Source organism: Terrabacter sp. R4-6 (assembly GCF_057529065.1).
The window spans coordinates 1,421,960-1,443,370 of the sequence record NZ_CP197224.1 but is presented as its reverse complement, the minus strand read 5'-3'; the positions used below and the strand labels follow the sequence as shown (position 1 = coordinate 1,443,370).

General features: G+C 72.2%; 24 protein-coding genes. 17 read left to right on the top strand and 7 right to left on the bottom strand.

Annotated features, from left to right (window positions below):
* Positions 1–30: 30 nt before the first annotated feature.
* Positions 31–1,008: a mycothiol synthase gene (mshD, locus tag ACSSS0_RS06815; protein ID WP_487230519.1), complete on the bottom strand. Its 978-nt coding sequence runs from the start codon at positions 1,006–1,008 to the stop codon at positions 31–33.
* Between the two features lie 241 nt (positions 1,009–1,249).
* Between mshD and ACSSS0_RS06810 the strand changes: the two genes are divergently transcribed.
* Entirely contained in the window at positions 1,250–3,103 is a 1,854-nt protein-coding gene (locus ACSSS0_RS06810; protein WP_487230518.1) for a bifunctional metallophosphatase/5'-nucleotidase, read from the top strand.
* Positions 3,104–3,174: 71 nt separating this feature from the next.
* Here ACSSS0_RS06810 and ACSSS0_RS06805 read toward each other — a convergent pair whose 3' ends face one another.
* A complete protein-coding gene (locus tag ACSSS0_RS06805; RefSeq protein WP_487230517.1) occupies positions 3,175–3,879 on the bottom strand; it encodes a response regulator transcription factor in 705 nt (234 codons plus the stop codon).
* A gap of 66 nt (positions 3,880–3,945) precedes the next feature.
* On the opposite strand from ACSSS0_RS06805, the gene ACSSS0_RS06800 reads away from it, so the two are divergent.
* Both ACSSS0_RS06800 and ACSSS0_RS06795 read left to right on the top strand, forming a co-directional pair.
* The gene (locus ACSSS0_RS06800) at positions 3,946–4,236 is read left to right on the top strand and encodes a MoaD/ThiS family protein (protein ID WP_435984741.1); all 291 of its coding nucleotides are present in this window, start codon (positions 3,946–3,948) and stop codon (positions 4,234–4,236) included.
* A 6-nt stretch (positions 4,237–4,242) separates the two neighbouring features.
* Positions 4,243–5,073: a hypothetical protein gene (locus ACSSS0_RS06795; RefSeq protein ID WP_487230516.1), complete on the top strand. Its 831-nt coding sequence runs from the start codon at positions 4,243–4,245 to the stop codon at positions 5,071–5,073.
* Positions 5,074–5,216: 143 nt separating this feature from the next.
* On the opposite strand, the gene ACSSS0_RS06790 is transcribed toward ACSSS0_RS06795, so the two are convergent.
* Positions 5,217–5,588, bottom strand: coding sequence for a DsrE family protein (locus tag ACSSS0_RS06790; RefSeq protein ID WP_435984743.1), 372 nt, complete (start codon positions 5,586–5,588; stop codon positions 5,217–5,219).
* A 23-nt stretch (positions 5,589–5,611) separates the two neighbouring features.
* Here ACSSS0_RS06790 and ACSSS0_RS06785 point away from each other — a divergent pair, with 23 nt between their 5' ends.
* The 9 genes from ACSSS0_RS06785 to ACSSS0_RS06745 all read left to right on the top strand — a co-directional run bounded on the left by ACSSS0_RS06785 (position 5,612) and on the right by ACSSS0_RS06745 (position 12,356).
* Entirely contained in the window at positions 5,612–6,109 is a 498-nt protein-coding gene (locus tag ACSSS0_RS06785; RefSeq protein WP_030199640.1) for a heme-binding beta-barrel domain-containing protein, read from the top strand.
* 28 nt (positions 6,110–6,137) lie between these two features.
* Positions 6,138–7,181 (top strand): CAF17-like 4Fe-4S cluster assembly/insertion protein YgfZ, encoded by a 1,044-nt coding sequence (ygfZ, locus tag ACSSS0_RS06780; protein ID WP_487230515.1) that lies wholly within the window; start codon positions 6,138–6,140, stop codon positions 7,179–7,181.
* A gap of 35 nt (positions 7,182–7,216) precedes the next feature.
* Positions 7,217–8,071, top strand: a complete 855-nt coding sequence (locus ACSSS0_RS06775; protein ID WP_487230514.1) for a beta-keto acid cleavage family enzyme — start codon at positions 7,217–7,219, stop codon at positions 8,069–8,071.
* A 226-nt stretch (positions 8,072–8,297) separates the two neighbouring features.
* Positions 8,298–8,798, top strand: coding sequence for a helix-turn-helix domain-containing protein (locus ACSSS0_RS06770; protein WP_487230513.1), 501 nt, complete (start codon positions 8,298–8,300; stop codon positions 8,796–8,798).
* A gap of 1 nt (position 8,799) precedes the next feature.
* Positions 8,800–9,849 carry a hypothetical protein gene (locus tag ACSSS0_RS06765; RefSeq protein ID WP_487230512.1) on the top strand — a complete coding sequence of 350 codons (1,050 nt, stop codon included), beginning with the start codon at positions 8,800–8,802 and terminating at the stop codon, positions 9,847–9,849.
* Positions 9,850–9,955: 106 nt separating this feature from the next.
* On the top strand, positions 9,956–10,948 hold the full coding sequence (locus ACSSS0_RS06760; protein WP_487230511.1) for an asparaginase: 993 nt from the start codon (positions 9,956–9,958) through the stop codon (positions 10,946–10,948).
* A 30-nt stretch (positions 10,949–10,978) separates the two neighbouring features.
* On the top strand, positions 10,979–11,404 hold the full coding sequence (dtd, locus tag ACSSS0_RS06755; protein ID WP_435984749.1) for a D-aminoacyl-tRNA deacylase: 426 nt from the start codon (positions 10,979–10,981) through the stop codon (positions 11,402–11,404).
* A 97-nt stretch (positions 11,405–11,501) separates the two neighbouring features.
* A complete protein-coding gene (locus ACSSS0_RS06750; RefSeq protein ID WP_487230510.1) occupies positions 11,502–11,816 on the top strand; it encodes a DUF2516 family protein in 315 nt (104 codons plus the stop codon).
* A 75-nt stretch (positions 11,817–11,891) separates the two neighbouring features.
* A complete protein-coding gene (locus ACSSS0_RS06745) occupies positions 11,892–12,356 on the top strand; it encodes a phosphomannose isomerase type II C-terminal cupin domain (protein ID WP_020145718.1) in 465 nt (154 codons plus the stop codon).
* A gap of 125 nt (positions 12,357–12,481) precedes the next feature.
* On the opposite strand, the gene ACSSS0_RS06740 is transcribed toward ACSSS0_RS06745, so the two are convergent.
* Together ACSSS0_RS06740 and ACSSS0_RS06735 are read right to left on the bottom strand one after the other, a co-directional pair.
* A complete protein-coding gene (locus ACSSS0_RS06740) occupies positions 12,482–13,417 on the bottom strand; it encodes an MEDS domain-containing protein (protein WP_487230509.1) in 936 nt (311 codons plus the stop codon).
* A gap of 149 nt (positions 13,418–13,566) precedes the next feature.
* The gene (locus ACSSS0_RS06735; protein WP_487230508.1) at positions 13,567–14,376 is read right to left on the bottom strand and encodes a class I SAM-dependent methyltransferase; all 810 of its coding nucleotides are present in this window, start codon (positions 14,374–14,376) and stop codon (positions 13,567–13,569) included.
* Between the two features lie 167 nt (positions 14,377–14,543).
* Here ACSSS0_RS06735 and mshA point away from each other — a divergent pair, with 167 nt between their 5' ends.
* Genes mshA through ACSSS0_RS06720 form a run of 3 tightly spaced genes read left to right on the top strand, consistent with a single transcriptional unit; the run spans position 14,544 to position 17,134 of the window.
* Entirely contained in the window at positions 14,544–15,830 is a 1,287-nt protein-coding gene (gene mshA / locus ACSSS0_RS06730; RefSeq protein WP_487230507.1) for a D-inositol-3-phosphate glycosyltransferase, read from the top strand.
* Positions 15,827–16,366 carry a type III secretion system chaperone family protein gene (locus ACSSS0_RS06725; protein ID WP_487230506.1) on the top strand — a complete coding sequence of 180 codons (540 nt, stop codon included), beginning with the start codon at positions 15,827–15,829 and terminating at the stop codon, positions 16,364–16,366. The genes mshA and ACSSS0_RS06725 overlap by 4 nt, the downstream gene beginning before the upstream one ends.
* A 24-nt stretch (positions 16,367–16,390) precedes the next feature.
* Positions 16,391–17,134 (top strand): phosphoglyceromutase, encoded by a 744-nt coding sequence (locus ACSSS0_RS06720; protein ID WP_487230505.1) that lies wholly within the window; start codon positions 16,391–16,393, stop codon positions 17,132–17,134.
* Positions 17,135–17,182: 48 nt separating this feature from the next.
* Here ACSSS0_RS06720 and ACSSS0_RS06715 read toward each other — a convergent pair whose 3' ends face one another.
* Together ACSSS0_RS06715 and phoU are read right to left on the bottom strand one after the other, a co-directional pair.
* Complete coding sequence (locus tag ACSSS0_RS06715; protein WP_487230504.1) at positions 17,183–18,133, bottom strand: type IV toxin-antitoxin system AbiEi family antitoxin domain-containing protein; 951 nt, start codon at positions 18,131–18,133, stop codon at positions 17,183–17,185.
* 132 nt (positions 18,134–18,265) lie between these two features.
* A complete protein-coding gene (phoU, locus tag ACSSS0_RS06710; protein ID WP_435984756.1) occupies positions 18,266–18,976 on the bottom strand; it encodes a phosphate signaling complex protein PhoU in 711 nt (236 codons plus the stop codon).
* Between the two features lie 303 nt (positions 18,977–19,279).
* On the opposite strand from phoU, the gene ACSSS0_RS06705 reads away from it, so the two are divergent.
* Both ACSSS0_RS06705 and ACSSS0_RS06700 read left to right on the top strand, forming a co-directional pair.
* Positions 19,280–20,587, top strand: a complete 1,308-nt coding sequence (locus tag ACSSS0_RS06705; RefSeq protein WP_487230503.1) for a sensor histidine kinase — start codon at positions 19,280–19,282, stop codon at positions 20,585–20,587.
* Between the two features lie 62 nt (positions 20,588–20,649).
* Positions 20,650–21,333, top strand: a complete 684-nt coding sequence (locus tag ACSSS0_RS06700) for a response regulator transcription factor (RefSeq protein ID WP_020145710.1) — start codon at positions 20,650–20,652, stop codon at positions 21,331–21,333.
* Positions 21,334–21,411: the final 78 nt, after the last annotated feature.

Sequence of the window (21,411 nt, the reverse complement as noted above, 5' to 3'; positions counted from 1 at the left end):
ACCGAAAGGCGACGTGGGGGTGAACTCGTCTCAGCCGAGGGCAGGCGAGGAGACCCCGTCCGCGCCGTCCGCGCCGTCCGTGTTGTCCGGCTCGTCCGCCCGCGCGAACTGCCGGTGCACCTCGACGTCCTCGAAGCCGAGGGCGGCGTAGGTGCGCACGGCCGCGACGTTGTCCTCGTCGACGTAGAGCACGACGCGGGCCAGGCCGAGCGAGCGCAGGTGGTCCAGGCCCAGCACCGTGACCGCCCGCCCGAGGCCCTGGCCCTGGCGGTCGGGTGAGACGGCCACGACGTAGACCTCGCCGACGTCACCGTCCGGCGGGTCGACCTTGGTCCAGTGCGAGGCGGCGAGCACGTCGGGCTCGGCGGCCTCGACGACGAGGACGAGCCCGGCCGGGTCCCACCACGGCTCGGCCATCCGCCGGTCGAGGTCGGCCCGGCGCAGCGAGCCCTGCTCCGGGTGGTGCGCGAAGGCGGCGGCGTTGAGGGCCAGCCACGCCTCCTCGTCGCGTCCGGGCTCGAAGGAGCGGACGGCATACCTCGGGTCGAGCGACGCGGGAGGCCACGCGGGCCCGTCGCGGAGCGAGCGACCCATGACGTGGAGCGAGCGCACCGGCACGAGCCCGGTGGCGCGCGCGAACGCCGTGGCGGCGTCGGCCGCCGCCCCGGTCGCGTGGCTCCACAGCCGTATGCCGTCCGGCAGGGCCGCGAGCAGTGCCGTGCCCACGCCGGACCGGCGGGCGTCGGGCGCGACGACGAGCTCGCCGGACGGCGGTCCGTCGCCCGAGCGCGACTGGGCGTAGCCGACGAGCGACCCGTCGGCACCGACGGCGAGGAAGTGGTCCACCCCCTCGTGCTCGCGGGCCCGGACGGACAGGCGGAACTGCTCCGACAGCGGCTCCGAGCCGTCCGCGGCCGCCGCGGCGGACGCCAGCTCGAGCACGGCGGCGGACTCGTCGGGGGTGAGCGGGTTCGTCGCGTCGCGCAGGGCGACCGTCGGGCGCGGCATACGGCGATTCCACCACAAGGACGCCGCGTGGTCTCCCGCCCGTCGGTCTTCCGGGCTATCGTCCGGTCAGGGCTCGGGGGCCCCGCACGCAACTCACGGCACCGGGACGCACCCGGGGTCGGCGCTGTACCAGCAGTTCACAACACCGTTACCGAGCAAGCCCCTCTCGGCGTCTTCCGCGGACTAGCCTCCCGGAGGTGCCGATGGGCACGCGATCCACACCGCTGATCAAGGGGAAGACATGTCCCGTTCCACCCGCCGCACCCTGGGCGTCGCCGTCGCAGGGATCTGCGCCGCGGCTCTCGCGGCACCGGCCCTCGCCGCACCCACCGCGGGGCCCGACACGAGCAAGGCCCCGGGCAAGACCCAGTTCCCGATCCAGATCCTGTCGTTCAACGACTTCCACGGGAACCTCGAGCCCCCGTCGGGCTCGAGCGGCCGCATCGTCGTCGACCACGTGCTCGACACGGCGGACGCCGACGGCGACAAGATCACCGACGAGGCCGCCGACGTCAACGTCAGCGCAGGTGGGGTCGAGTACCTCGCCACGCACCTCGCCGAAGCCCGCAAGGGCCACCCCTACTCGCTGACCGTGGCGGCCGGTGACCTCGTCGGCGCCTCGCCGCTGCTGTCGGCCGCGTTCCACGACGAGCCGACCATCGAGGCGCTCAACGCCGTCAAGCTCGACGTGTCCGCCGTCGGCAACCACGAGTTCGACGAGGGCTACAAGGAGCTCCAGCGCCTCCAGTCCGGTGGATGCATCGACGACGGCGACGGCAAGGACGACCAGAACTCGTGCCCCGACGGATCGTTCGACGGAGCGAGCTTCCAGTTCCTCGCAGCCAACGTCATCGAGAAGGCGACCGGGAAGACGATCCTCCCGCCCTACGCGATCAAGAAGGTCAACGGGGCAAAGATCGGCTTCATCGGCATGACCCTCGAGGGGACGCCGAACATCGTGACGGCAGCCGGTGTGGCCGGCCTCGAGTTCAAGGACGAGGTCGAGACGGCCAACGCGCTCGTTCCCGAGCTGAAGGCGCAGGGCGTCAACGCCATCGTCGTGCTGCTGCACGAGGGCGGCGACCTCAACCGCCAGCCCTGGACCTACAACGGCAAGACGTACCAGGCCAACCCCACCTATGACTACGTCTGCCAGGGCGGCGGCTCGCTCAAGGCCGGCTCGCCGATCCTCGCGATCAACTCCGGGCTCTCCCCTGAGATCGACATGGTCGTCACCGGGCACACGCACCAGCCGTACGTCTGCGACCTGCCCGACGGCGCCGGCAAGTCCCGGCTCGTCACGTCCGCCTCCTCGTTCGGTCGCCTGTACACCGACACGACTGTCACCTACGACCGTCGTACGTCCGACATCGTGCGTCCCACGATGAAGGAGTCGGCCAACCACATCGTGACGCGGACGGTCCAGAAGGACCCCTTCCAGACGCAGCTCATCAGCACCTACAAGGAGCTCGTCCGGCCCATCGCCTCGGCCGTCATCGGCAGCATCACCGGTGACATCACCCGAGCCACGAACAACGGCGGCGAGTCGGCCCTCGGCGACCTCATCGCCGACGCCCAGCTCTCTGACCCCACGGTGGTCACGGGTGGCCAGACCCCCGTCATCGCCTTCATGAACCCGGGCGGCATCCGCACCGACCTGACGTACGCCAACTCGCCGTACGGTGAGCCGGCGGGCGACGTCACCTACGAGGAGGCGTTCAACGTCCAGCCGTTCAACAACTACCTCGTCTCGCTGACGATGACCGGCGCCCAGATCAAGACGCTGCTCACACAGCAGTGGTCCGGTGTGAACGCGACCTCGCCCAAGATCCTCCAGGTGAGCAAGGGCTTCAGCTACACCTACTCGGGCACGACGCTCGGGGCGGTGACGCTGGGCGGCGCGCCGATCGTCGACGGCCAGTCGTACCGGATCGTGACGAACAACTTCCTCGCCGACGGAGGTGACGGCTTCCCGGCCTTCACGCTCGGCACGGGCAAGTACTTCGGTGGCCTCGACATCAAGGCCTTCTCCGACTACCTCAAGGCCAACTCGCCCTACACCCCGGGCGCGCTGACCCGCATCGTCAAGCAGTGAGCTCGCACCTCCAGTGACGAACGGCCCGGCTCCCGTGGGAGCCGGGCCGTGCGGCCCGAGCGAGGGTCGGCTCAGGCGTCGGCGGGCTGCGTGGCCGCGGCCTCGGCGCGGTCGGGCACGAGCCGGTAGCCGACGTTGCGGACCGTCCCGATGAGGGCCTCGTGGTCGGGCCCGAGCTTGGCGCGGAGGCGCCGCACGTGCACGTCGACCGTGCGGGTGCCGCCGTAGTAGTCGTAGCCCCAGACCTCCTGGAGCAGCTGGGCGCGGGTGAAGACGCGTCCCGGGTGCTGCGCGAGGTACTTGATGAGCTCGAACTCCTTGTACGTCAGGTCGAGCGGGCTGCCGCGGAACTTCGCGGAGTAGGACGCCTCGTCGATGACGAGCTCGCCCGAGGTGATCGGGAGGTCGAGGTCGGCGTCGTCGTCCTGGCCCTTCGTCATGGCGAGGCGCAGACGGGCGTCGACCTCGGCGGGTCCGGCGGAGTCGAGCAGCACGTCGTCGAGGCCCCACTCCGCGGTGAGACCAGCGAGGCCGCCCTCGGTGAGGACGGCCAGCAGGGGGGTGCCGATCCCCGTCGTGCGCAGCACCCGGCAGAGGGAGCGTGCGCTCGCCAGCTCCCGTCGCGCATCGATGATGACGACGTCGCAGTCGGGGGAGTCGACGAGGGCGGTGGCCTCGGCGGGCAGGATGCGCACCGTGTGGCTCAGCAGCCCGAGGGCAGGCAGCACCTCGGCGCTGGGGGCCAGCGCGTTGGTGAGCAGCAGCAGTCGGGCCATCTCATGCAGGATAGGCGAGACTGGTCACGTGCGGACCGGACCGCACCAACGATGAGACGGAGTGAGATGGCCTCGAGTGGACCCGAGTCGCGCACGGCCCCGACGGCCGGGCCGGCCCTCGCGACCGTCACGATGCGCTACTGGGCGGCGGCGCGGGCGGCGGCCGGCGTCGACAGCGAGACGCGGACCGGCGCGACGGTGGGTGAGGTCGTCGACGCGGCCGTCGCCGCCCACCCCGACCTCGCCCGGGTGGCGCGGGTCGCGAGCTTCCTGCTCGACGGGCGCAAGGTCGGCCGTGACGTCCGGGTGAGCGACGGCGGCACCGTCGAGGTGCTGCCACCCTTCGCCGGCGGGTGATGCACAATGGCCCCCGTGCCTGAGGACAACGCGGCCCTCCGCGAGCCCGGTCCCGACGCCTCGGCGGGCGCCGGGTCGCTCCACGTCCCGCTGTCGCCCGCGGGTGCCGACCGCATCCGCTGGTTCAGCATCGCCGCGACGCTCCTGTCCGCGGTGGCCCTCCTCGTCGCCCAGGGCACGGGGTATGCCGCCACGCTCGGTGTGACCCTCGCGCTCGCTCTCGCGGTGGCCTGGGGCTGGCCGCTCCTCACCGGGTCGTGGACGCCGATGGCGACGACCGTCGTGCTCGCCGTCGCCTCCGTGGCGATCGTGCTCAGCGCCCTGCGCCAGGACCTGCTGTGGGTGCCTGCCGCGGTCGCCTTCGGGATCCTGCTCGCCTTCTTCGGTCAGCTCGTCCGGCGCACCGGCCGCGAGGGGCTCGTCCTCACGCTCCTGTCGTCGTTCGGCGGCCTCGTCGTCGTCGCGTCCGGCACGACGGCCGTCGTCGCCGCCAACAGCGACCGTGGGCAGGCGGTCGCGGTCGTCGCCATGGCGGCCGTCGGGGCGGCCGTCGTCACCGACCTGCTCGTCGGGGTCCGGGGCGCGACGCCCTTCCTCGGGTTCGTGGCGCTCGCGGCCGCGGTGCTGGCCGCCGTCGTCGGCGCCTCGCTCCGCGGCGAGGTCGGAACGCTCGAGGCGCTCGGGATCGGTGCCGCCGTCGGCACGGTGTCCTGGTCGTTCCGCCGGGTGCTCGCGCTGCAGCCGGCGATGCTCTCGGTCCGCGGCCAGGTCGGTGCCGGGGCCGGGTCGGTGCTCGTCGTCGGCGCCGTCGTGCACCTCTTCTCCGTCCTCACCTGACCCTCCCCGCCCACGGTCCTCCACCGTCGAGAGGCCACGTTCTGCCGGTCCTCCACCGTCGAGAGGCCACGTTCTGCCGGTCCTCACCCGTCGAGTGGCCATGGCCTGTCGTCTCTCACCGTCGAAAGGCCACGTTCTGTGGGTCAGTAGACGAGGGCCTGGGCGCCCGGCGCCATGACCTCCTCGACGAAGACCGCAGCCCCCTTGATGACCGCTCCGTCGACGAGCTGGTCCTCGGTCAGCTCGCGGCGGGCCGCGCACTGCGTGCAGACGGTGAGCCGGCCACCCGCGAGCACGGCGTCGCGCAGGTCGCCGAGCGGGGCGGCATACGGCAGCTCGAGCTCCTCGGCACGCCCGGGGACCGCCATCCACGTCGACTCACCCGTGAGCCAGAGCGACACGTCGACGCCGCTCGCGACGGCCGTCGCGGCGACGGTGAAGGCCTGTGAGAGGCGCTCGGGAGCCTCGGTGCCGGCGGTGACCTTGACGACGAGCGAGCGTACGGGGGTGTCCATGGGATCAGGCTACGATCGGGCGCATGTTCAACCTCGACCAGGACATCCCGGAGCCGCTGCGACCCCTCGCGTGGCTCATCGGACGCTGGGAGGGCGCGGGCGTCGTCGGCTACCCGACGATCGAGTCCGCGCACTTCGGTCAGGAGGTCGAGGTGACGCACGACGGGCGCGGTTTCCTCAAGTGGGAGAGCCGTGCCTGGATCCTCGACTCCGAGAACGGCGCCAAGGTGCGCCCGGCAGCCGTCGAGTCCGGCTTCTGGCGCCCGCTCGAGAACGGCGAGGTCGAGCTGCTCCTCGCGCACCCCACCGGAATCCTCGAGCTCTACTACGGCAAGATCGAGCCCGCCAAGATCCAGCTCAAGACCGACGGCGTCCTCCGCGCGCCCGGGGCGAAGGAGTACAACGCCGCCACGCGGATGTACGGCCTCGTCGAGTCGAACCTGCTGTGGGTCATGGACATGGCCGCCGTGGGCCAGGAGCTCCAGAGCCACGTGTCCGCCACCCTCAAGCGCGTGGAATGAGGTGGACGCCGCGAGCGTTCCACCGGGCATGAGCGACCTGGAGCTGCCGACCCGACCGACGACGAGGAGCCCCCTGTTGTCGCGACCGGGTGCCGTGGCGGGCGAGGGCCTCGAAGCCGGTGTCGCCCTGCACCACGGCGATCCCATGCGCGAGCAGCGCCTCCTCGAGGAGGGTCTCGCGGTCGTCGACCTCTCGCACCGCGACGTCGTCACCGTCAGCGGTCAGGATCGGGTCAGCTGGCTCCACTCGCTGACCACCCAGCACCTCCTCGGACTCGAGCCACGCCAGTCGCGCGAGGCACTCATCCTCAGTCCCAAGGGCCACGTCGAGCACTCGCTCCACATCGTCGACGACGGCTCGACGACGTGGATCACGACCGAGCCCGGCGCCGGTCCGGCCCTCGTCGAGTGGCTCGACAAGATGCGCTTCATGCTGCGCGTCGAGGTCGCCCTCGTCACCGACGACTGGGCCGTCCTCGGTGAGCCGCACGCCAGCGAGTCCGTCGACGGCGAGCCCCTCGCCTGGCGCGACCCGTGGCCCGACCTCGTCGGCGACACGACGGCATACGGCCCGGTCGACGACCACCCCGGCACCGAGCGCGCCTGGCGCGAGGTGCTCGTCCCGCGCGCCGATCTCGCTGCGGCCGTAGGGGATCGGCCGCTCGCCGGCCTCTGGGCCGCCGAGGCCCTCCGCATCGCCGCCTGGCGTCCGCGTCTCGGCCTCGAGACCGACCACCGCACGATCGTCCACGAGCTCGACTGGCTGCGCACCGCGGTGCACCTGCAGAAGGGCTGCTACCGCGGCCAGGAGACCGTGGCGCGCGTGCACAACCTCGGCCGTCCGCCGCGCCGCCTCGTCTTCCTCCACCTCGACGGCTCGGGCCACGTCCTGCCGGCGCAGGGGAGCGAGGTCCGGGCGGGTGACCGCGTCATCGGCCGCGTCACCTCCGTCGGGCGCCACCACGTCGACGGGCCCATCGCGCTCGCCGTCATCAAGCGCAACACCGACCCGACCCTCGAGCTCCTCGTCGACGACCTCTCGGCCGCGCAGACGACGATCGTCGCCCCCTGACCGACGCCCCAGCCGGCGCTGGCAGGATGTGCGGCATGAGCACCGCACGCACCGCCGCGAGCACCCTGATCACCGTCGCGCCCACCGGCGCCGAGACCGCGAAGGCGGACGTCGCCGCCTTGCCCACGACGCCGGAGGAGCTCGTCGAGACCGCCGTCGCCTGCGAGCGCGCGGGTGCGGCGCTCATCCACATCCACGTTCGCGACCGTGAGCACCAGCCGACGCTCGAGCCGGCCTTCCTCAAGGAGGCCGTCGACGGCGTCCGCGAGGCCACCGACCTCATCGTCCAGCTCTCGACCGGCGGCTCCATCACCGACCCGCTCGAGAAGCGCCTCACCGTGCTCGACGCCGACCCCGACTCGTGCTCCCTGACGTGCGGCACGACGAACTTCGGCGACGGCGTCTTCCTCAACCCCTGGGGCTTCATGGTCGACCTCTACCGGCAGGCCCAGGAGCGCGAGGTCGTGCCGGAGTTCGAGCTCTTCGAGCTCGGCCACGTGCACGCGCTGCGCCGGCTCATCGACGAGTGCGGCCTGCCCTACGGCGGCAAGGTCCACGTCGACTTCGTCACCGGGGTGCCGGGGTCGATGCCGGGCACCCCGCAGGCGCTCCTCGCCGGCGTCGCGATGCTCCCGCCCGAGGTGACGAGCTGGTCGGCCACCGGCATCGGCCGCGCGCACCTGCCGATCGTCGCTGCCGCCCTGTCGGCCGGCGGCCACCTGCGCGTCGGCATGGAGGACAACCTCATGTATGCCAAGGGGCGACCGGTCGCGCACAACAGCGAGCTCGTGGCCCGGGTCGCCGAGATCGCCACGATCATGCAGCGCCCCCCGATGACGACCGCCGAGGCCCGCGAGGCCCTGTCGGTCAAGGACCGCCGCACCCGCTGACCCGCTCACCGGAAGGCCGCAGACCCGCAGGCCGCAGACCCGCCCGGACCGCCTGCCGTTTCGCGCGCTTCAGGCCTGAGCGCGCGAAACCTGGCTCAGGCGCGCGACATCTTCCGCGCCTGGTGCACCGATCGCGCGCTCCAGACGTGAGCGCGCGAAACGGTGTGGGCGGTCTCACGCTGTCCAGAGTTTGCATTCTGCTTGCTGTAGTTAGCACAATGGAGGCATGAGCAAACTTCCGCTTCCCGACCTCGGGGCCTACTTGCGCGAGCAGCGCGAGAGCGCCCAGCTGTCGCTGCGGCAGCTCGCCGAGATGGCCGGAGTCTCCAACCCCTACCTGTCGCAGATCGAGCGCGGGCTCAAGCGCCCGAGCGCCGAGATCCTGCAGCAGATCGCCAAGGGGCTGCAGGTCTCCGCCGAGTCGCTCTACGTCCGGGCCGGCATCCTCGACGAGCGGGTCGCCGACGGCGACCCTGCCGCCGGGCCCGACGTCCTCTCCGCCATCGCCGCCGACCCGGTCCTCACCGACCGGCAGCGCGCGGTGCTCGTCGACATCTACGTGTCGTTCGTCGGCGACGACGAGACGACACCCGAGACCACACGGCGCCCACCCAACCCACCCAGCCCACCCAGCCCACCGCGTACGCCGGCCGCAGCACCACGCCGGCGCCCGTCGCGCAGCACGACCGCTGCCGCGACCCCCGAGCTCAACGAGAAGGAGAACTGAGATGGCACTCAGCAAGAAGATCACCAAGGCCGTCAAGGACGCCCAGAAGCAGGCCGAGGCCGCCGTCGCCGACGTGCGCGGCCAGCTGGTCCAGGTCGAGGGCCGCATGCCCGAGGCCAAGGTCGACCCGACGCCGTTCTACGCCGTCGTCGGCGCCGCGAACATCGCGATCGACACGGTCCGCACCGCGGGCGAGCAGCTCGAGGTCGCGCGCAAGCAGGCCAAGTCCGTCGACCTGCGCAAGGGTGCCAAGAAGGAGGCCGACCAGATGCAGAAGGACCTGCAGAAGCGCATCGTCGACCTCCAGGGCCGCACCACCGAGCTCCAGAAGCTCGCGACGACGTATGCCGAGCGCTTCGTCACGCGGGCCCAGGACCTCCCGGCCCGCGTCCTCAACGAGGGTCTCGTCATCGCGAGCAACGCCAAGGACCAGTACGACGCGGCAGCCGCCCGCGGCGAGAAGGTCGTCACCGACCTCCGCGCCCAGGGTGAGCGCACGGCGTTCGACCTCGCCGAGCGCGGCACCGCCACGGTGACCCGTGGTCGCCGGGTCGCCGAGACCGCCGTGAGCGAGGGCGAGAAGGTCGCCAAGACCATCAAGGGCGCCGTCGTCAAGGACGCCTCGAAGGTCGGTTCGCAGGTCTCCGCCTCCGTCGACGCCGTCGAGTCGGCTGCCGCGCCGGTCCCGGCCACGCGCACCGCCGCGCACGAGACGGCGATCCGCAGGTCGGCCGCCCAGAAGTCGGCCGCCACCCGCAAGGCCAACGAGGTCGAGGCCACGACGACCCGCAAGGTCGCTGCCCGCAGCTCGGCCACGACCGACGACCCGCAGGCCACGGTGGCCCGCAAGGCCGCCCCGGCCAAGAAGGCGGCCAGGAAGACGGCCACCAAGGCCGCCGCCAAGACCACGGCCGCGACGAAGACCGCGACGAAGACCGCCGCGAAGAAGGCCACGCCGGCCAAGAAGACGGCCAAGAAGACGGCCAAGAAGACGGCCACGAAGGCCTCGACCGCCACGAGCACGACGTCGACCACGGCCCCCAGCGCCTGACCGGTCGCCCCCTCGAGCCGGCTCCATCGGCGATACGGGCACGACAGGGCCGTCACCCCCACCCGGGGTGGCGGCCCTCCTGCGTCGCTCCGGCATACTGCGGGACGTGTCCGCTCTCCTCTCCTCGTCCACCACCCACGTCAGCGCGGCGCTCGCCGACGCCCCGATCGTCGCGCACGTCGTGCGGGACGGGTTCGTCGAGTCGGTGCACCACGGCACGGCCGTCGTCACGGCCCCCGACGGCTCGGTCGAGCTCGAGATCGGGGACTCGAGCGGCGCGGTCTTCCCCCGCAGCTCGAGCAAGCCCCTGCAGGCGCTCGCGATGGTCCGCAGCGGCCTCGCGACCGACGGCCGGCTCCTGTCGCTCGCGTGCGCCAGCCACTCCGGCGAGGGCTTCCACGTGGACGCCGCCCGCGAGATCCTCGCCGGCGCCGGCCTGAGCGAGGCCGACCTGCAGAACACCCCCGACTACCCCTACGACGAGTCCGCCCGCATCGGGTGGATCGCGAGCGGCCTGCCGCGGCAGTCGATCGCGCAGAACTGCTCGGGAAAGCACGCCTCGATGCTCGCGACGTGCGTCGTCAACGACTGGGACCTCACGACGTACCGCGACCCCGGGCACCCGCTGCAGGTCGCCGTGGCGGAGACCGTGCGGGAGCTGACCGGGGCCGAGCTGAGCGCCGTCGCCGTGGACGGGTGCGGCGCGCCGATCCACGCCGTCCCGCTCCGCGCCCTCGCCCGGTCGTTCGGCCGTCTCGCCGCGGCGTCGGATGGTCCGGAGGCCAGGATCGTCAGGGCCGTCCGTGACTTCCCGGAGTACCTCGGCGGCACGCACCGCGACGTCACCGCCCTGATCCGCGGGGTCGACGGTCTCGTCGCCAAGGACGGCGCCGAGGCCGTCTACGCCGTGGGTCTGCCCGACGGTCGCGGCATCGCCGTCAAGGTCGCCGACGGCTCCTCACGCGCCCGGAGCGTGCTGCTCGCTGCGGTGATGCGGCGCATCGGCGTCGGCAGCGACGACGTCCTCGCCGTGCTCGAGCGCCAGCCCGTGCTCGGCCACGGCCAGCCCGTCGGCTCCGTCGTCGCCGTCGGGGTCTGAGCCGCCTCGGATGGGAGCGGTGGTGTCGACGTGAGGGCGGTGCTCCAGCGCGTCACGAGCGCGCGGGTCGAGGTCGACGGCGAGGTCGTCGGTGCCATCGACCGTCCCGGTCTGCTGGCCCTCGTGGGCGTCACCCACGACGACGGGCCCGAGCAGGTCGAGCGGATGGCCCGCAAGATCGCCGAGCTGCGGATCCTGCGCGACGAGCAGAGTCTCACCGATGCCGGGGCGCCGGTGCTCGTCGTCAGCCAGTTCACCCTGCACGCCGACACCCGCAAGGGGCGGCGCCCCTCGTGGAGCGCGGCCGCCCCGGGGCCGGTCGCCGAGCCGCTCGTGGACGACCTCGTGACGGCTCTGCGGGGGCGGGGGATCGAGGTCGAGACGGGCCGCTTCGGCGCCATGATGCAGGTGTCGCTCGTCAACGACGGCCCCTTCACGCTCGTCGTCGACGCCTGACCGACCGTTGACCGACCCCACGTGGCCCGCCACCGCGCGGGTGTCCGGGAGCCGGCTGGGAGGGTTCGGGCGCCCGGCGCCGGGTTACGCTTCCTCCATGCAGCTGTACTCGGGATTCCAAAGCGTCATCCTCCTCGTGGTCGGCGTCGTCGCGCTCGGGTGCGAGGTCTTCGCGTTCGTCGACGCGCTGCGCCACCCCGAGAACGCCTACGTCGCCGCAGGCAAGCGCACGCGGACCTTCTGGCTCGTGCTGCTCGGGGTCGCCCTCGCGATCGGCTTCGTCACCCTCTTCAACCCGCTCAGCATCTTCGGTCTGCTTGCGTTCGTGGGTGCCGCCGTCTACCTCGCCGACGTGCGCCCGGCGCTGCGGCAGGTCAGGGGCATCGGGGGGCGCTCCGACACCGGGTGGTGACCCTCACGCGCCCGCTCGGGACACCGGGCCCGCCGCGTACGGCACACTGGTGCACTCACAACCGATAGGAGAACCATGTCCGACCAGCAGCCTGCTGCTGCCGTCGTCGACCACGAGCTCGACGCCCACCAGCACCAGCACGTCTCGTCGCCGCGTCACACCGCGGACGAGTACGACCTGGGCAACCGCAACCCGACCGAGGACATCTTCGTCGCCGAGCGGCCGTGGGGCGAGTTCCAGCAGTTCGTCTCCAACGAGCAGGTCACCGTCAAGATCATCACGGTGCAGCCCGGTCACCGGCTCTCCCTCCAGCGTCACGACCACCGCGGTGAGATGTGGCAGGTCCTCGACGTGCCGATCGACGTCACCGTGGGTGACCGGACGTGGAGTGCCCAGCCGGGTGAGACGGTCTGGGTCCCGCGCAACTCGATCCACCGCATGGGCAACTCCGGCGAGCACCCCGGTCGCCTGCTCGAGGTCGGCTTCGGCCACTTCGACGAGTCGGACATCGAGCGCCTCGAGGACGACTACGTCCGCTGAGGACGCGCGCAGCACGACACGCGAACGAACGTATGCCGCCGGGCTTGGCCCGGCGGCATACTGCTGTCCGGGGACGGTCGGCAGCGACGGACGTCGTGTCGGACGGAGCTCGCCTCCGGGTGGACTCAGCCGGCCTGTGACCGCGTCGGGTCGAGCAGCAGCTCGGCCCACACGACCTTGCCGCCGGGCATGGGGCTGTAGCCCCAGCGCTGGGACAGCGCCGCGACGATGTCGACGCCTCGTCCACTGATGTCGTCGGCCTGGGCGGCTCGTCGCTCGAGCGTCGCTCGGGCCGCGTCCTCGACGCCGATCCGCAGGCCGCCCCGACGCCGGTCCACCACGGCCCGGAACGGGGAGGCCGCGTGCGTCACGGCGTTGGTCGCGAGCTCGGAGACGATGAGAGCCGCGTCTGCCGTGAGGCTGTCGTGGCCCCACGCCTTCAGGACGTCGACGACGAAGTGCCGGGCGGCGGGCACCGAACTGGCCGTCGGCAGGTACACGCGGGAGCATGCGTGGCCGAGGGAGAGCTGGGCGCCGTCGGTCGAGGGCGTGTCGTCGACCGGCATGAGGTCGGTGTGCAGGTCGCAGACCCGGCGGACGTCGACGAGCTCGGCGTGGTCGAAGACGCCGGTCGGGTAGGCACACAAGAGGGAGAAGTCGTAGTCGCGCAGCAGCTGGTTCCAGAGCAGCTCGAGGCTGATGGCCTCCTCGATCTGGCCCCGCTGCCAGAGCAGGGCGACCATCTCGCCGAAGGCGCGGATCGGCCGCCCCGCCGCGGAGGCCTCGGTGACGACCTCGTCGACACGGCGGATGAACAGGTCCGCGTCCAGGTGTCCGTCGACGACCAGCTCGGCGAGCGTCTCCTCGGCGTCCAGGGTGAGGTAGCGGCCGGAGGCCGCTTGCGAGGCGGGGTCGTGACCGAGCTCCACCAGCAGGGTCTCGACGGCCGCGCGATGCGGTCCGGTGGCTACGAGGACGACGCACTCGTCACCAGCCCACCCAGCCGCGACGAAGCGCGCGACGGCGCCGAAACCCTCACTGTCGAGCGTGTAGAAACTCACTGCATGACCTCGCCCCCACGCGGTCATGCCGCCGTGCGACATGGTGCCGATGCTACGCCGACCCGTGCCCGTCGGTGACCGGTGCTTCCTGTGAGAAATGTGGGGCGGGAGGTGGTCCGGACAAAGGGCGCAAACCTCCCGAGCGCTCCTCAGCGGGCCTGGGGAGCGACCGCGGCCCAGTCGACGGTGAGCTCGCCGAGCCGCCAGCGCGCGGGTCCGTCGAGCAGGGGCCAGCTCTCGCGGACCTCGGCCACGGCGGCGAGGAAGCGCTGTCGCGCGCCCCAGGACGACTGGGGGGCGCTGCGGGCCCACGCCCGGTCGAGGTCGGCGAGGAACGCGTGGACGGGCTCGCCCGGCACGTTGCGGTGGATGAGCGACTTTGGCAGTCGCTCGGCGATGTCGGACGGACGCTCGAGGCCGCCCATCCGGAGCGAGATCGTCAGGCTGACGGGGCCGGTCTCGTCGACCGCCACCCACGACGCGCGCCGGCCGATCTCGTCGCACGTGCCGTCGACGAGGAGCCCGTCCGGGGCGAGGCGCTCCCGCACGAGGGCCCAGGCGGCCGGCACCTCGTCCTCGGTATACTGGCGCAGCACGTTGAAGGCACGCACGACGGTGGGGCGCTCGCCGTCGTCGAGCGGCACCTCGAAGCCGCCCAGGCGGAAGGTCAGGCCGTCGCGCTCGAGGGGCTTGCCGGCGGCGACCCGGTCGGGTTCGATCTCGATGCCGACGACCCGGACGTCGGGGCGCACCCTCCGGAGCCGGTCGTGCAGCTCGACCGCCGTGATGGGTGAGGCGCCGTAGCCGAGGTCGACGACGACCGGGGGCGTCCGACTGCGCCGGAGGCGCCACGCCTGGGGCCCGGCGATCCAGCGGTCGCAGCGTCGCAGCCGGTTCGGGTTCGTCGTCCCACGTGTCACGGTGCCGACGGGGCCGACGGGGCGCTGGCGTGGAGGCACCTCCGCAGCCTAGCCAGCGCCCCTCGACCCCGGCTCGCTGTGTTCGCCGGTCACGGGCGACCGCGGAATACATCGAATCGCGCGTGTGGTTGAGTCGAGGAAGAGCGTGACGACGAGCAGCGCAGGACGAAGGGATGCCGATGGCGGCCGATCCGAGACGGGTGGCGATGATCAGCGTCCACACCTCGCCCCTGGAGCAGCCGGGCACCGGCGACGCGGGCGGGCTCAACGTCTACGTCGCCGAGACCGCGAAGGAGCTCGCCGCACGCGGCATCGAGGTCGACATCTTCACCCGCCGCACCACGGGCGCGACGCCGGTCGAGGCCGACCTCGTGCCGGGCGTCCGCGTGCGGCACGTGACCGCGGGCCCCTACGAGGGACTCGCCAAGGAGGACCTGCCCGGCCAGCTGTGCGCCTTCTCCGCGGGCATCATGCAGGCGGGGCTCTCGGTGCCCGAGGACCACTACGACCTCGTCCACTCGCACTACTGGCTCTCGGGCCAGGTGGGCTGGCTCGCGGCCGACCGCTGGCGCGTGGCGCTCGTGCACACGATGCACACGATGGCGCGCGTCAAGAATCTCCACCTCGCGGAGGGTGACCCACCCGAGCCACGCGGCCGCGAGATCGGTGAGGTCCAGGTCGTCGAGGCGGCCGACCGCCTCATCGCCAACACCGACGACGAGGCCCGCGAGCTCATCGAGCTGTATGCCGCCCCGCCGGCCAAGGTGTCCGTCGTCCCCCCGGGCGTCGACCTCTCGACCTTCACCCCGGGGGACCGTGGCGCGGCGCGCCGCTCGCTCGGTCTGCCCGTCGAGGGGCAGCTGCTGCTCTTCGTGGGGCGCATCCAGCCGCTCAAGGCGCCCGACGTGCTGCTCAGGGTCGCGGGTGAGCTGCTCCGCCGGGACCCGTCGCGCCGTGAGCGTCTGACCGTCGCCGTCCTCGGCGGCCCCAGCGGCAGCGGCCTCACCCGGCCGCACGAGCTCGAGGAGCTCGCCCGGACGCTCGGCATCGACGACGTCGTCCGCTTCGTGCCACCGGTCGACCGCCCGGTGCTGGCGCAGTGGTACCGAGCCGCCGACCTCGTCCTCGTCCCGAGCCACTCCGAGTCCTTCGGGCTCGTGGCCATCGAGGCCCAGGCCTGCGGGACCCCGGTCGTCGCCGCGCACGTCGGCGGACTCCCGACCGCCGTCGGAGACGCCGGCGTCCTCGTCGACGGCCACGCGACCCCCGACTGGACCGACGCCGTCGAGTCCCTGCTGCGCGACGACGCCCGCCGCCTCGCGCTGGGCTCTGCGGCCGTCGCGCACGCGGCGCAGTTCGGCTGGGGGGCGACGACCGACCGGCTCCTCGAGGTCTACCGGCAGGCGATCCGCGAGCGGGCCGACGGCGGCAACGAGTCGCCCATCGACGAGGGCCAGAGCCTCGTCGGCGTCCCGACGGCGGTGATCCCGTGAGCGCGGAGCCGCAGGAGACCCCCGCCGACGCCTCGGCGGGCGCGGCCGCCGAAGCCCGCCTGACGGCATACCTCGGCTCGGTCGGTCTCGAGTGGGAGCTCGGCGGGCGCCCGGGGGAGTACGTCGTCACCCTGCCCGGCGAGAAGAAGCTCAAGACGGTCGTGTCCGTGCTCGTGCGCGACCGGACGACGAGCCTGAGCGCCTTCGTCATCCGCAACCCGGACGAGAACCACGAGGCGTTCTACCGCACGCTGCTGCGCAAGAACCTGCGCCTGCAGGGCGTGGCCTACGCCATCGACACCGACGGCGACGTCTACCTCCGTGGCGAGGTGCCGACCGTCGCGGTCGAGCCCGAGCACCTCGACCAGCTCTTCGGGATCGTCCTGTCGGCGAGCGACGACGTCTTCAACGAGCTGCTCGCCCTCGGCTTCCTCGGCTCGATGCGCAAGGAGTGGGCCTGGCGGGTCTCGCGCGGCGAGTCGACGCGCAACCTCGACGCCTTCCGTCACCTGCTGGACGACGGCTCGGACGCGTGATCGGCCGTCGCTAGGCTGGCCCGCATGACCTACACGCTCGTCCTCGTCCGTCACGGCGAAAGCGACTGGAACGCCAAGAACCTCTTCACCGGCTGGGTCGACGTCGACCTCACCGACCAGGGCCGCGCCGAGGGCGTGCGCGCCGGCGAGCAGCTCAAGGCCGCCGGCATCCTCCCGGACATCGTGCACACCTCGCTGCTGCGCCGGGCCATCACCACCGCCAACCTCTCGCTCGACGCCGCCGACCGTCACTGGATCCCCGTCAAGCGCGACTGGCGCCTCAACGAGCGTCACTACGGCGCGCTGCAGGGCAAGAACAAGAAGCAGACCCTCGAGGAGTTCGGCGAGGAGAAGTTCATGGAGTGGCGCCGCTCCTACGACGTGCCGCCGCCCCCCATCGCCGAGGACGACGAGTTCTCGCAGCACGGTGACGCGCGCTACGCCGGCCTCGGCGCCGCGATGCCCGCGACCGAGTGCCTCAAGGACGTCGTGACGCGTCTGATGCCCTACTGGGAGAACGAGATCCAGACCGACCTCGCCGACGGCCTGACGGTCATGGTCGCCGCCCACGGCAACTCGCTGCGCGCTCTCGTCAAGACGCTCGACGGCATCTCCGACGACGACATCGCCGGCCTCAACATCCCGACCGGCATGCCGCTCGTCTACGAGCTCGACGAGTCGTTCCGTCCCGTCACGCCGGGTGGGCGCTACCTCGACCCCGAGGCCGCTCGCGCCGCCGCCGAGGCGGTCGCCAACCAGGGCCGCTGACGGTGCACGCACCTGCCTGCGTGGAGGGTTGACGCTGCTCCAGCGACGTCAACCATCCACGCGTCGGCGGACCGCGCAGTCCCGACGGCGGCACGCACGCGCTCGTCCGGACCAGCCACGGCTGCGGAAGATCGCCTCGAGCTCGAGTGCCGTCTCGCACGGCGTCACCGCGACGTCGGTCCAGTAGACCCGAGCCGTCAGCCAGTCGTCGGCGGCGTTGCGTCGGTCCCGCCGGCCGTCCCGCTGCTGGTTCGCCCAGCCGGCGTGACCGAGTCGGCCGTCCACCTCGACCTTGACGCGAAGCGGCTCGTAGTCGTTGTCGCACCGGGTGTCTCCGCGACCGGCGGCCTGCCGGTGCGCAGGCGGGAGTCCGTGCGCCTGCTCCACGTCGCGGGTGTAGCGACGTTCGGCGGGGCTCTCGGCCCCGCCCTCGACGTCACCCAGGACCTCGAGCAACAGGGTCCGGTGCGCCTGGCCGGGCCGCTGCCCCAGCGCGTACCGGAGGTTGCGCGGGGTCGTGCGGCGCGTCTGGACGGCCTTGGCGACGAGGCCGACGGCGCGGTCCAGGGGCTGACCTGTGGCCAGGTCGAACACCGTGTGGTCGAGGCTGATGCGATGGGGCCACGCACGCTCGTCGGTGCGTTGGTAGGCGTACCGGCTCCGGGTGACGATGACTCCCGCGGTGGCTTCCGGCCGTCGGTCGACCGGGACGACGACGTGGATGTCCGGTCCCGGATGGGGCACGAGTCCCCAGAGGAAACCGGCGCTCGGCCCGCACAGCGCCGCGGGGATGCCGATCCTCAGCAGGGCGGCAAGGGCCCGCGACTCCCAGTCCTCGCGGCCCGGTGTCGTGGAGTAGACGCCGCGCTGCACGGCGACCCAGCGTCCGGACTCGACCCGCCACCGGACCGCTGCTTCGCTCAGGCCCGCCTCGAGGGCCTGGGCGCGGGTGACGAGACCCAGCTGGGCCGCGGCGTGGGCGGCGACGGTGCGCTGCATGACGCACATGCTCGCCGCCGGCGGGGCCCGCCCGCTGTGGTTGTCCCCACTTTCCGGTGCACGCAGACGCGCGTGGAGGGTTGACGTCGCCGGGGCGACGTCAACCCTCCACGCGCTTGCCTTGGGGCTCGGTCAGGCGTCGTGCTCGATGGCCTCGAACACGTCGGCGTCCTCGATGTCCTCGTGGTCGTAGCTGACCTCGGAGTCGTACTCACCCGTGACGAGGTAGATGACGCGGCGTGCCACCGAGACGGCGTGGTCGGCGAAGCGCTCGTAGTAGCGGCCGACGAGCGTCAGGTCGAGGATCGAGCTGCGCGACCACGACGTGTTCTCGTCGAGCAGGGCGGCGAACAGCTCGCGGTGGAGGTCGTCCATCGCGTCGTCGTCCTTCTCGAGCGCGATGGCCGCCGCGACGTCCTTGCTCGCGATGATCGACCCGCACTTGGCGACGATCGACTCCGCGACCTGGCCCATCTGCAGGATGTGCGAGCGCAGCTCCGGTGGGACCGCCGAGTCGGGCGTGCGCAGGCGGGCGACCTTGGCGACGTGACGGGCGAGGTCGCCCATCCGCTCGAGGTCGGAGCTCATGTGCATCGCCGTCACGACGATGCGCAGGTCGGTGGCCACGGGCTGCTGGCGGGCGAGCAGGTCGATCGACAGCTCGTCGAGCTCGACGCGGATGTCGTCGAGCTTGCGGTCGGCCTCGATGACCGACTCCGCGAGGTGGACGTCGGCGTCGAGCAGCGCGGTCGTGGCGCGGGAGATGGCCGACCCCGCGAGCCGGGTCATCTCGACGAGCTGGTCCGAGATCGTGTCGAGGTCCTCGTGGAACTGGTCGCGCATGGTCTTCCTGTCAGTTGCCGGTCGTGCGTGGTCGTGCGTGGTCGTGCCTGGTCGTGCATTGTCGTGCAGGGTGCGTCGTGGTGTCCGCGTGGTGTCGTGCGGCGGCGCCGTCTCGGGAGCCAGCCTGCCACTCGCGACGCGCGCGGGACGGCATACCGACGGGGTGGCACCTCCCCGCTGGTGCAGAGGTTGGCAGGGCTTCGTGAATGGGTGGGGACGCCAAGGTGAACAGTGGGTTCGCGCTCCGCACGAGCGTGTCCCGCGTGGTCCGAGTCTGCTGCGGCGATGCGTACGCTGAGTGTCGTGGACCCGACGACAGCGGCAACGCTCGGTGGAATCGCCGGCCTCGCCCTGGGCGGCCTGGCGATGGTCGCCGTGCGCCTGTCGGACCGCTCGACGGCGTCTGAGATGCCCCCGCTCCCCGCCCCGCCGCTGCCGCCCGGCGTCGGTGAGGTCATCGCGGTGCTGCGCTCGAGCGGCATCCTCGTCGACTCGTCGGACCGGGTCGTCAACAACTCGCCGGCCGCAGTCGCCCAGGGGCTCGTGCGGGGGCAGGAGCTCGTCCACCCCGAGCTGCTCCACCTGGCCCGCGCCGTGCGTCGCGACGGTGTCATCCGCGAGGCCGAGCTGACCCTGCAGAAGGGCATCGGCGACGGCCGCCTCGTCGTCGCGGCCCGCGTCGCGCCCCTCGGGGCCGACCACGTGCTCCTCCTCGTCGAGGACCGCTCCAAGGCGGCCCGGGTCGAGGAGATCCGCCGCGACTTCCTCGCGAACGTCAGCCACGAGCTCAAGACCCCGGTCGGCGGCATCTCGCTGCTCGCCGAGGCCGTGCTCGACGCGCACGACGACCCCGAGGCGGTCGCGCGGTTCGCCAAGCGGATCAGCGTCGAGTCCGAGCGGCTGACCCGCCTCGTCAAGGAGATCGTCGAGCTCTCACGCCTCCAGGGTGCCGACGTCATCAAGGACCCGACGCTCATCGACGTCGGCGCGTGCGCGCGCGACGCCGCCGACCGCAGCCGCCTCATCGCCGACGAGCACCGCATCGAGCTCGTGACGGCCATCGACGAGGGCTGCGAGGTCTGGGGCGACGCCGAGCTCGTGACCACCGCGATCAGCAACCTCGTCGGCAACGCCATCGCCTACTCCGACACCGGCACCCGGGTCGGCATCATGGTGCGTCGCGGTCGTCCCGGCGTCATCGACGTCTCCGTCACCGACCAGGGCCTCGGCATCGCGCCGGAGGAGCAGGAGCGCATCTTCGAGCGCTTCTACCGCGTCGACACGGCCCGGTCGCGCGCCACCGGTGGCACCGGGCTCGGTCTCGCCATCGTCAAGCACGTCGCCGACAACCACGGCGGCAACGTGTCGGTGTGGTCCGAGCCCGGCCGCGGGTCGACGTTCACCATCGAGCTGCCCGCTGCCAACGCCTCCGCCGCGATCGCGCCGTCGGACCCGACGACGTATGCCGCCCTCCCGCCGTCCGAGCCCGACGCCGCGCCCGAGCCGGCGCCCGAGCCCGCATCTGACGCCGCGCCCGAGCCGGCGTCCGACCCCGCGCCGGGGGACGAGCCGTCCCGCGGCGCCGGCCCGACCCCGTCCGTCAACGCCTAGCCACGTCCCCACTGCCCGAGCAGCCCACCAGCCCCACGCTGCCCGACCCCGAGAGGCCCGCCTTGAGTCGCATTCTCATCGTCGAGGACGAGGTGTCGTTCTCCGACCCGCTGTCCTACCTGCTGAAGAAGGAGGGCTACGACGTCGCCGTGGCCGAGACCGGGCCCGACGGCCTGGCCGAGTTCGACAAGAACGGCGCCGACCTCGTCCTGCTCGACCTCATGCTCCCCGGCCTCTCCGGTGTCGACGTGTGCCGCGCGTTGCGCCAGCGCTCCTCGGTGCCGGTCATCATGCTGACCGCCAAGGACAGCGAGATCGACAAGGTCGTCGGCCTCGAGATCGGTGCCGACGACTACGTCACGAAGCCCTACTCGAGCCGTGAGCTGCTCGCGCGCGTCAAGGCCGTGCTCCGGCGCCTCGCCGAGCCGGAGGACCTGCTGCCCTCGACCCTCGAGTCGGGACCGGTCCGGATGGACGTCGAGCGCCACACGGTCAGCGTCCAGGGGCGGTCGGCGTCCCTGCCGCTCAAGGAGTTCGAGCTGCTCGAGATGCTGCTGCGCAACTCGGGCCGCGTGCTGACCCGCATGCAGCTCATCGACCGGGTCTGGGGCAGCGACTACGTCGGCGACACCAAGACGCTCGACGTGCACGTGAAGCGCCTGCGCGCCAAGATCGAGCCCGACCCGGCCAACCCGGTGCACATCGTCACCGTGCGCGGGCTCGGCTACAAGTTCGAGGCCGGCTGAGCCGACCGTCGAGAGGCCACTCCGCGCCGCCCCGACGCAGCCGAAAGGCCACTTCTCGCGATGAGAAGTGGCCTTTCG

Excerpts from the sequence above, each read along its gene's own strand:
- mshD (WP_487230519.1), bottom strand. The coding sequence starts at position 1,008 with ATGCCGCGCCCGACGGTCGCCCTGCGCGACGCGACGAACCCGCTCACC.
- ACSSS0_RS06810 (WP_487230518.1), top strand. The coding sequence starts at position 1,250 with ATGTCCCGTTCCACCCGCCGCACCCTGGGCGTCGCCGTCGCAGGGATC.
- ACSSS0_RS06805 (WP_487230517.1), bottom strand. The coding sequence starts at position 3,879 with ATGGCCCGACTGCTGCTGCTCACCAACGCGCTGGCCCCCAGCGCCGAG.
- ACSSS0_RS06800 (WP_435984741.1), top strand. The coding sequence starts at position 3,946 with ATGGCCTCGAGTGGACCCGAGTCGCGCACGGCCCCGACGGCCGGGCCG.
- ACSSS0_RS06795 (WP_487230516.1), top strand. The coding sequence starts at position 4,243 with ATGGCCCCCGTGCCTGAGGACAACGCGGCCCTCCGCGAGCCCGGTCCC.
- ACSSS0_RS06790 (WP_435984743.1), bottom strand. The coding sequence starts at position 5,588 with ATGGACACCCCCGTACGCTCGCTCGTCGTCAAGGTCACCGCCGGCACC.
- ACSSS0_RS06785 (WP_030199640.1), top strand. The coding sequence starts at position 5,612 with ATGTTCAACCTCGACCAGGACATCCCGGAGCCGCTGCGACCCCTCGCG.
- ygfZ (WP_487230515.1), top strand. The coding sequence starts at position 6,138 with ATGAGCGACCTGGAGCTGCCGACCCGACCGACGACGAGGAGCCCCCTG.
- ACSSS0_RS06775 (WP_487230514.1), top strand. The coding sequence starts at position 7,217 with ATGAGCACCGCACGCACCGCCGCGAGCACCCTGATCACCGTCGCGCCC.
- ACSSS0_RS06770 (WP_487230513.1), top strand. The coding sequence starts at position 8,298 with ATGAGCAAACTTCCGCTTCCCGACCTCGGGGCCTACTTGCGCGAGCAG.
- ACSSS0_RS06765 (WP_487230512.1), top strand. The coding sequence starts at position 8,800 with ATGGCACTCAGCAAGAAGATCACCAAGGCCGTCAAGGACGCCCAGAAG.
- ACSSS0_RS06750 (WP_487230510.1), top strand. The coding sequence starts at position 11,502 with ATGCAGCTGTACTCGGGATTCCAAAGCGTCATCCTCCTCGTGGTCGGC.
- ACSSS0_RS06745 (WP_020145718.1), top strand. The coding sequence starts at position 11,892 with ATGTCCGACCAGCAGCCTGCTGCTGCCGTCGTCGACCACGAGCTCGAC.
- mshA (WP_487230507.1), top strand. The coding sequence starts at position 14,544 with ATGATCAGCGTCCACACCTCGCCCCTGGAGCAGCCGGGCACCGGCGAC.
- ACSSS0_RS06720 (WP_487230505.1), top strand. The coding sequence starts at position 16,391 with ATGACCTACACGCTCGTCCTCGTCCGTCACGGCGAAAGCGACTGGAAC.
- ACSSS0_RS06715 (WP_487230504.1), bottom strand. The coding sequence starts at position 18,133 with ATGCAGCGCACCGTCGCCGCCCACGCCGCGGCCCAGCTGGGTCTCGTC.
- phoU (WP_435984756.1), bottom strand. The coding sequence starts at position 18,976 with ATGCGCGACCAGTTCCACGAGGACCTCGACACGATCTCGGACCAGCTC.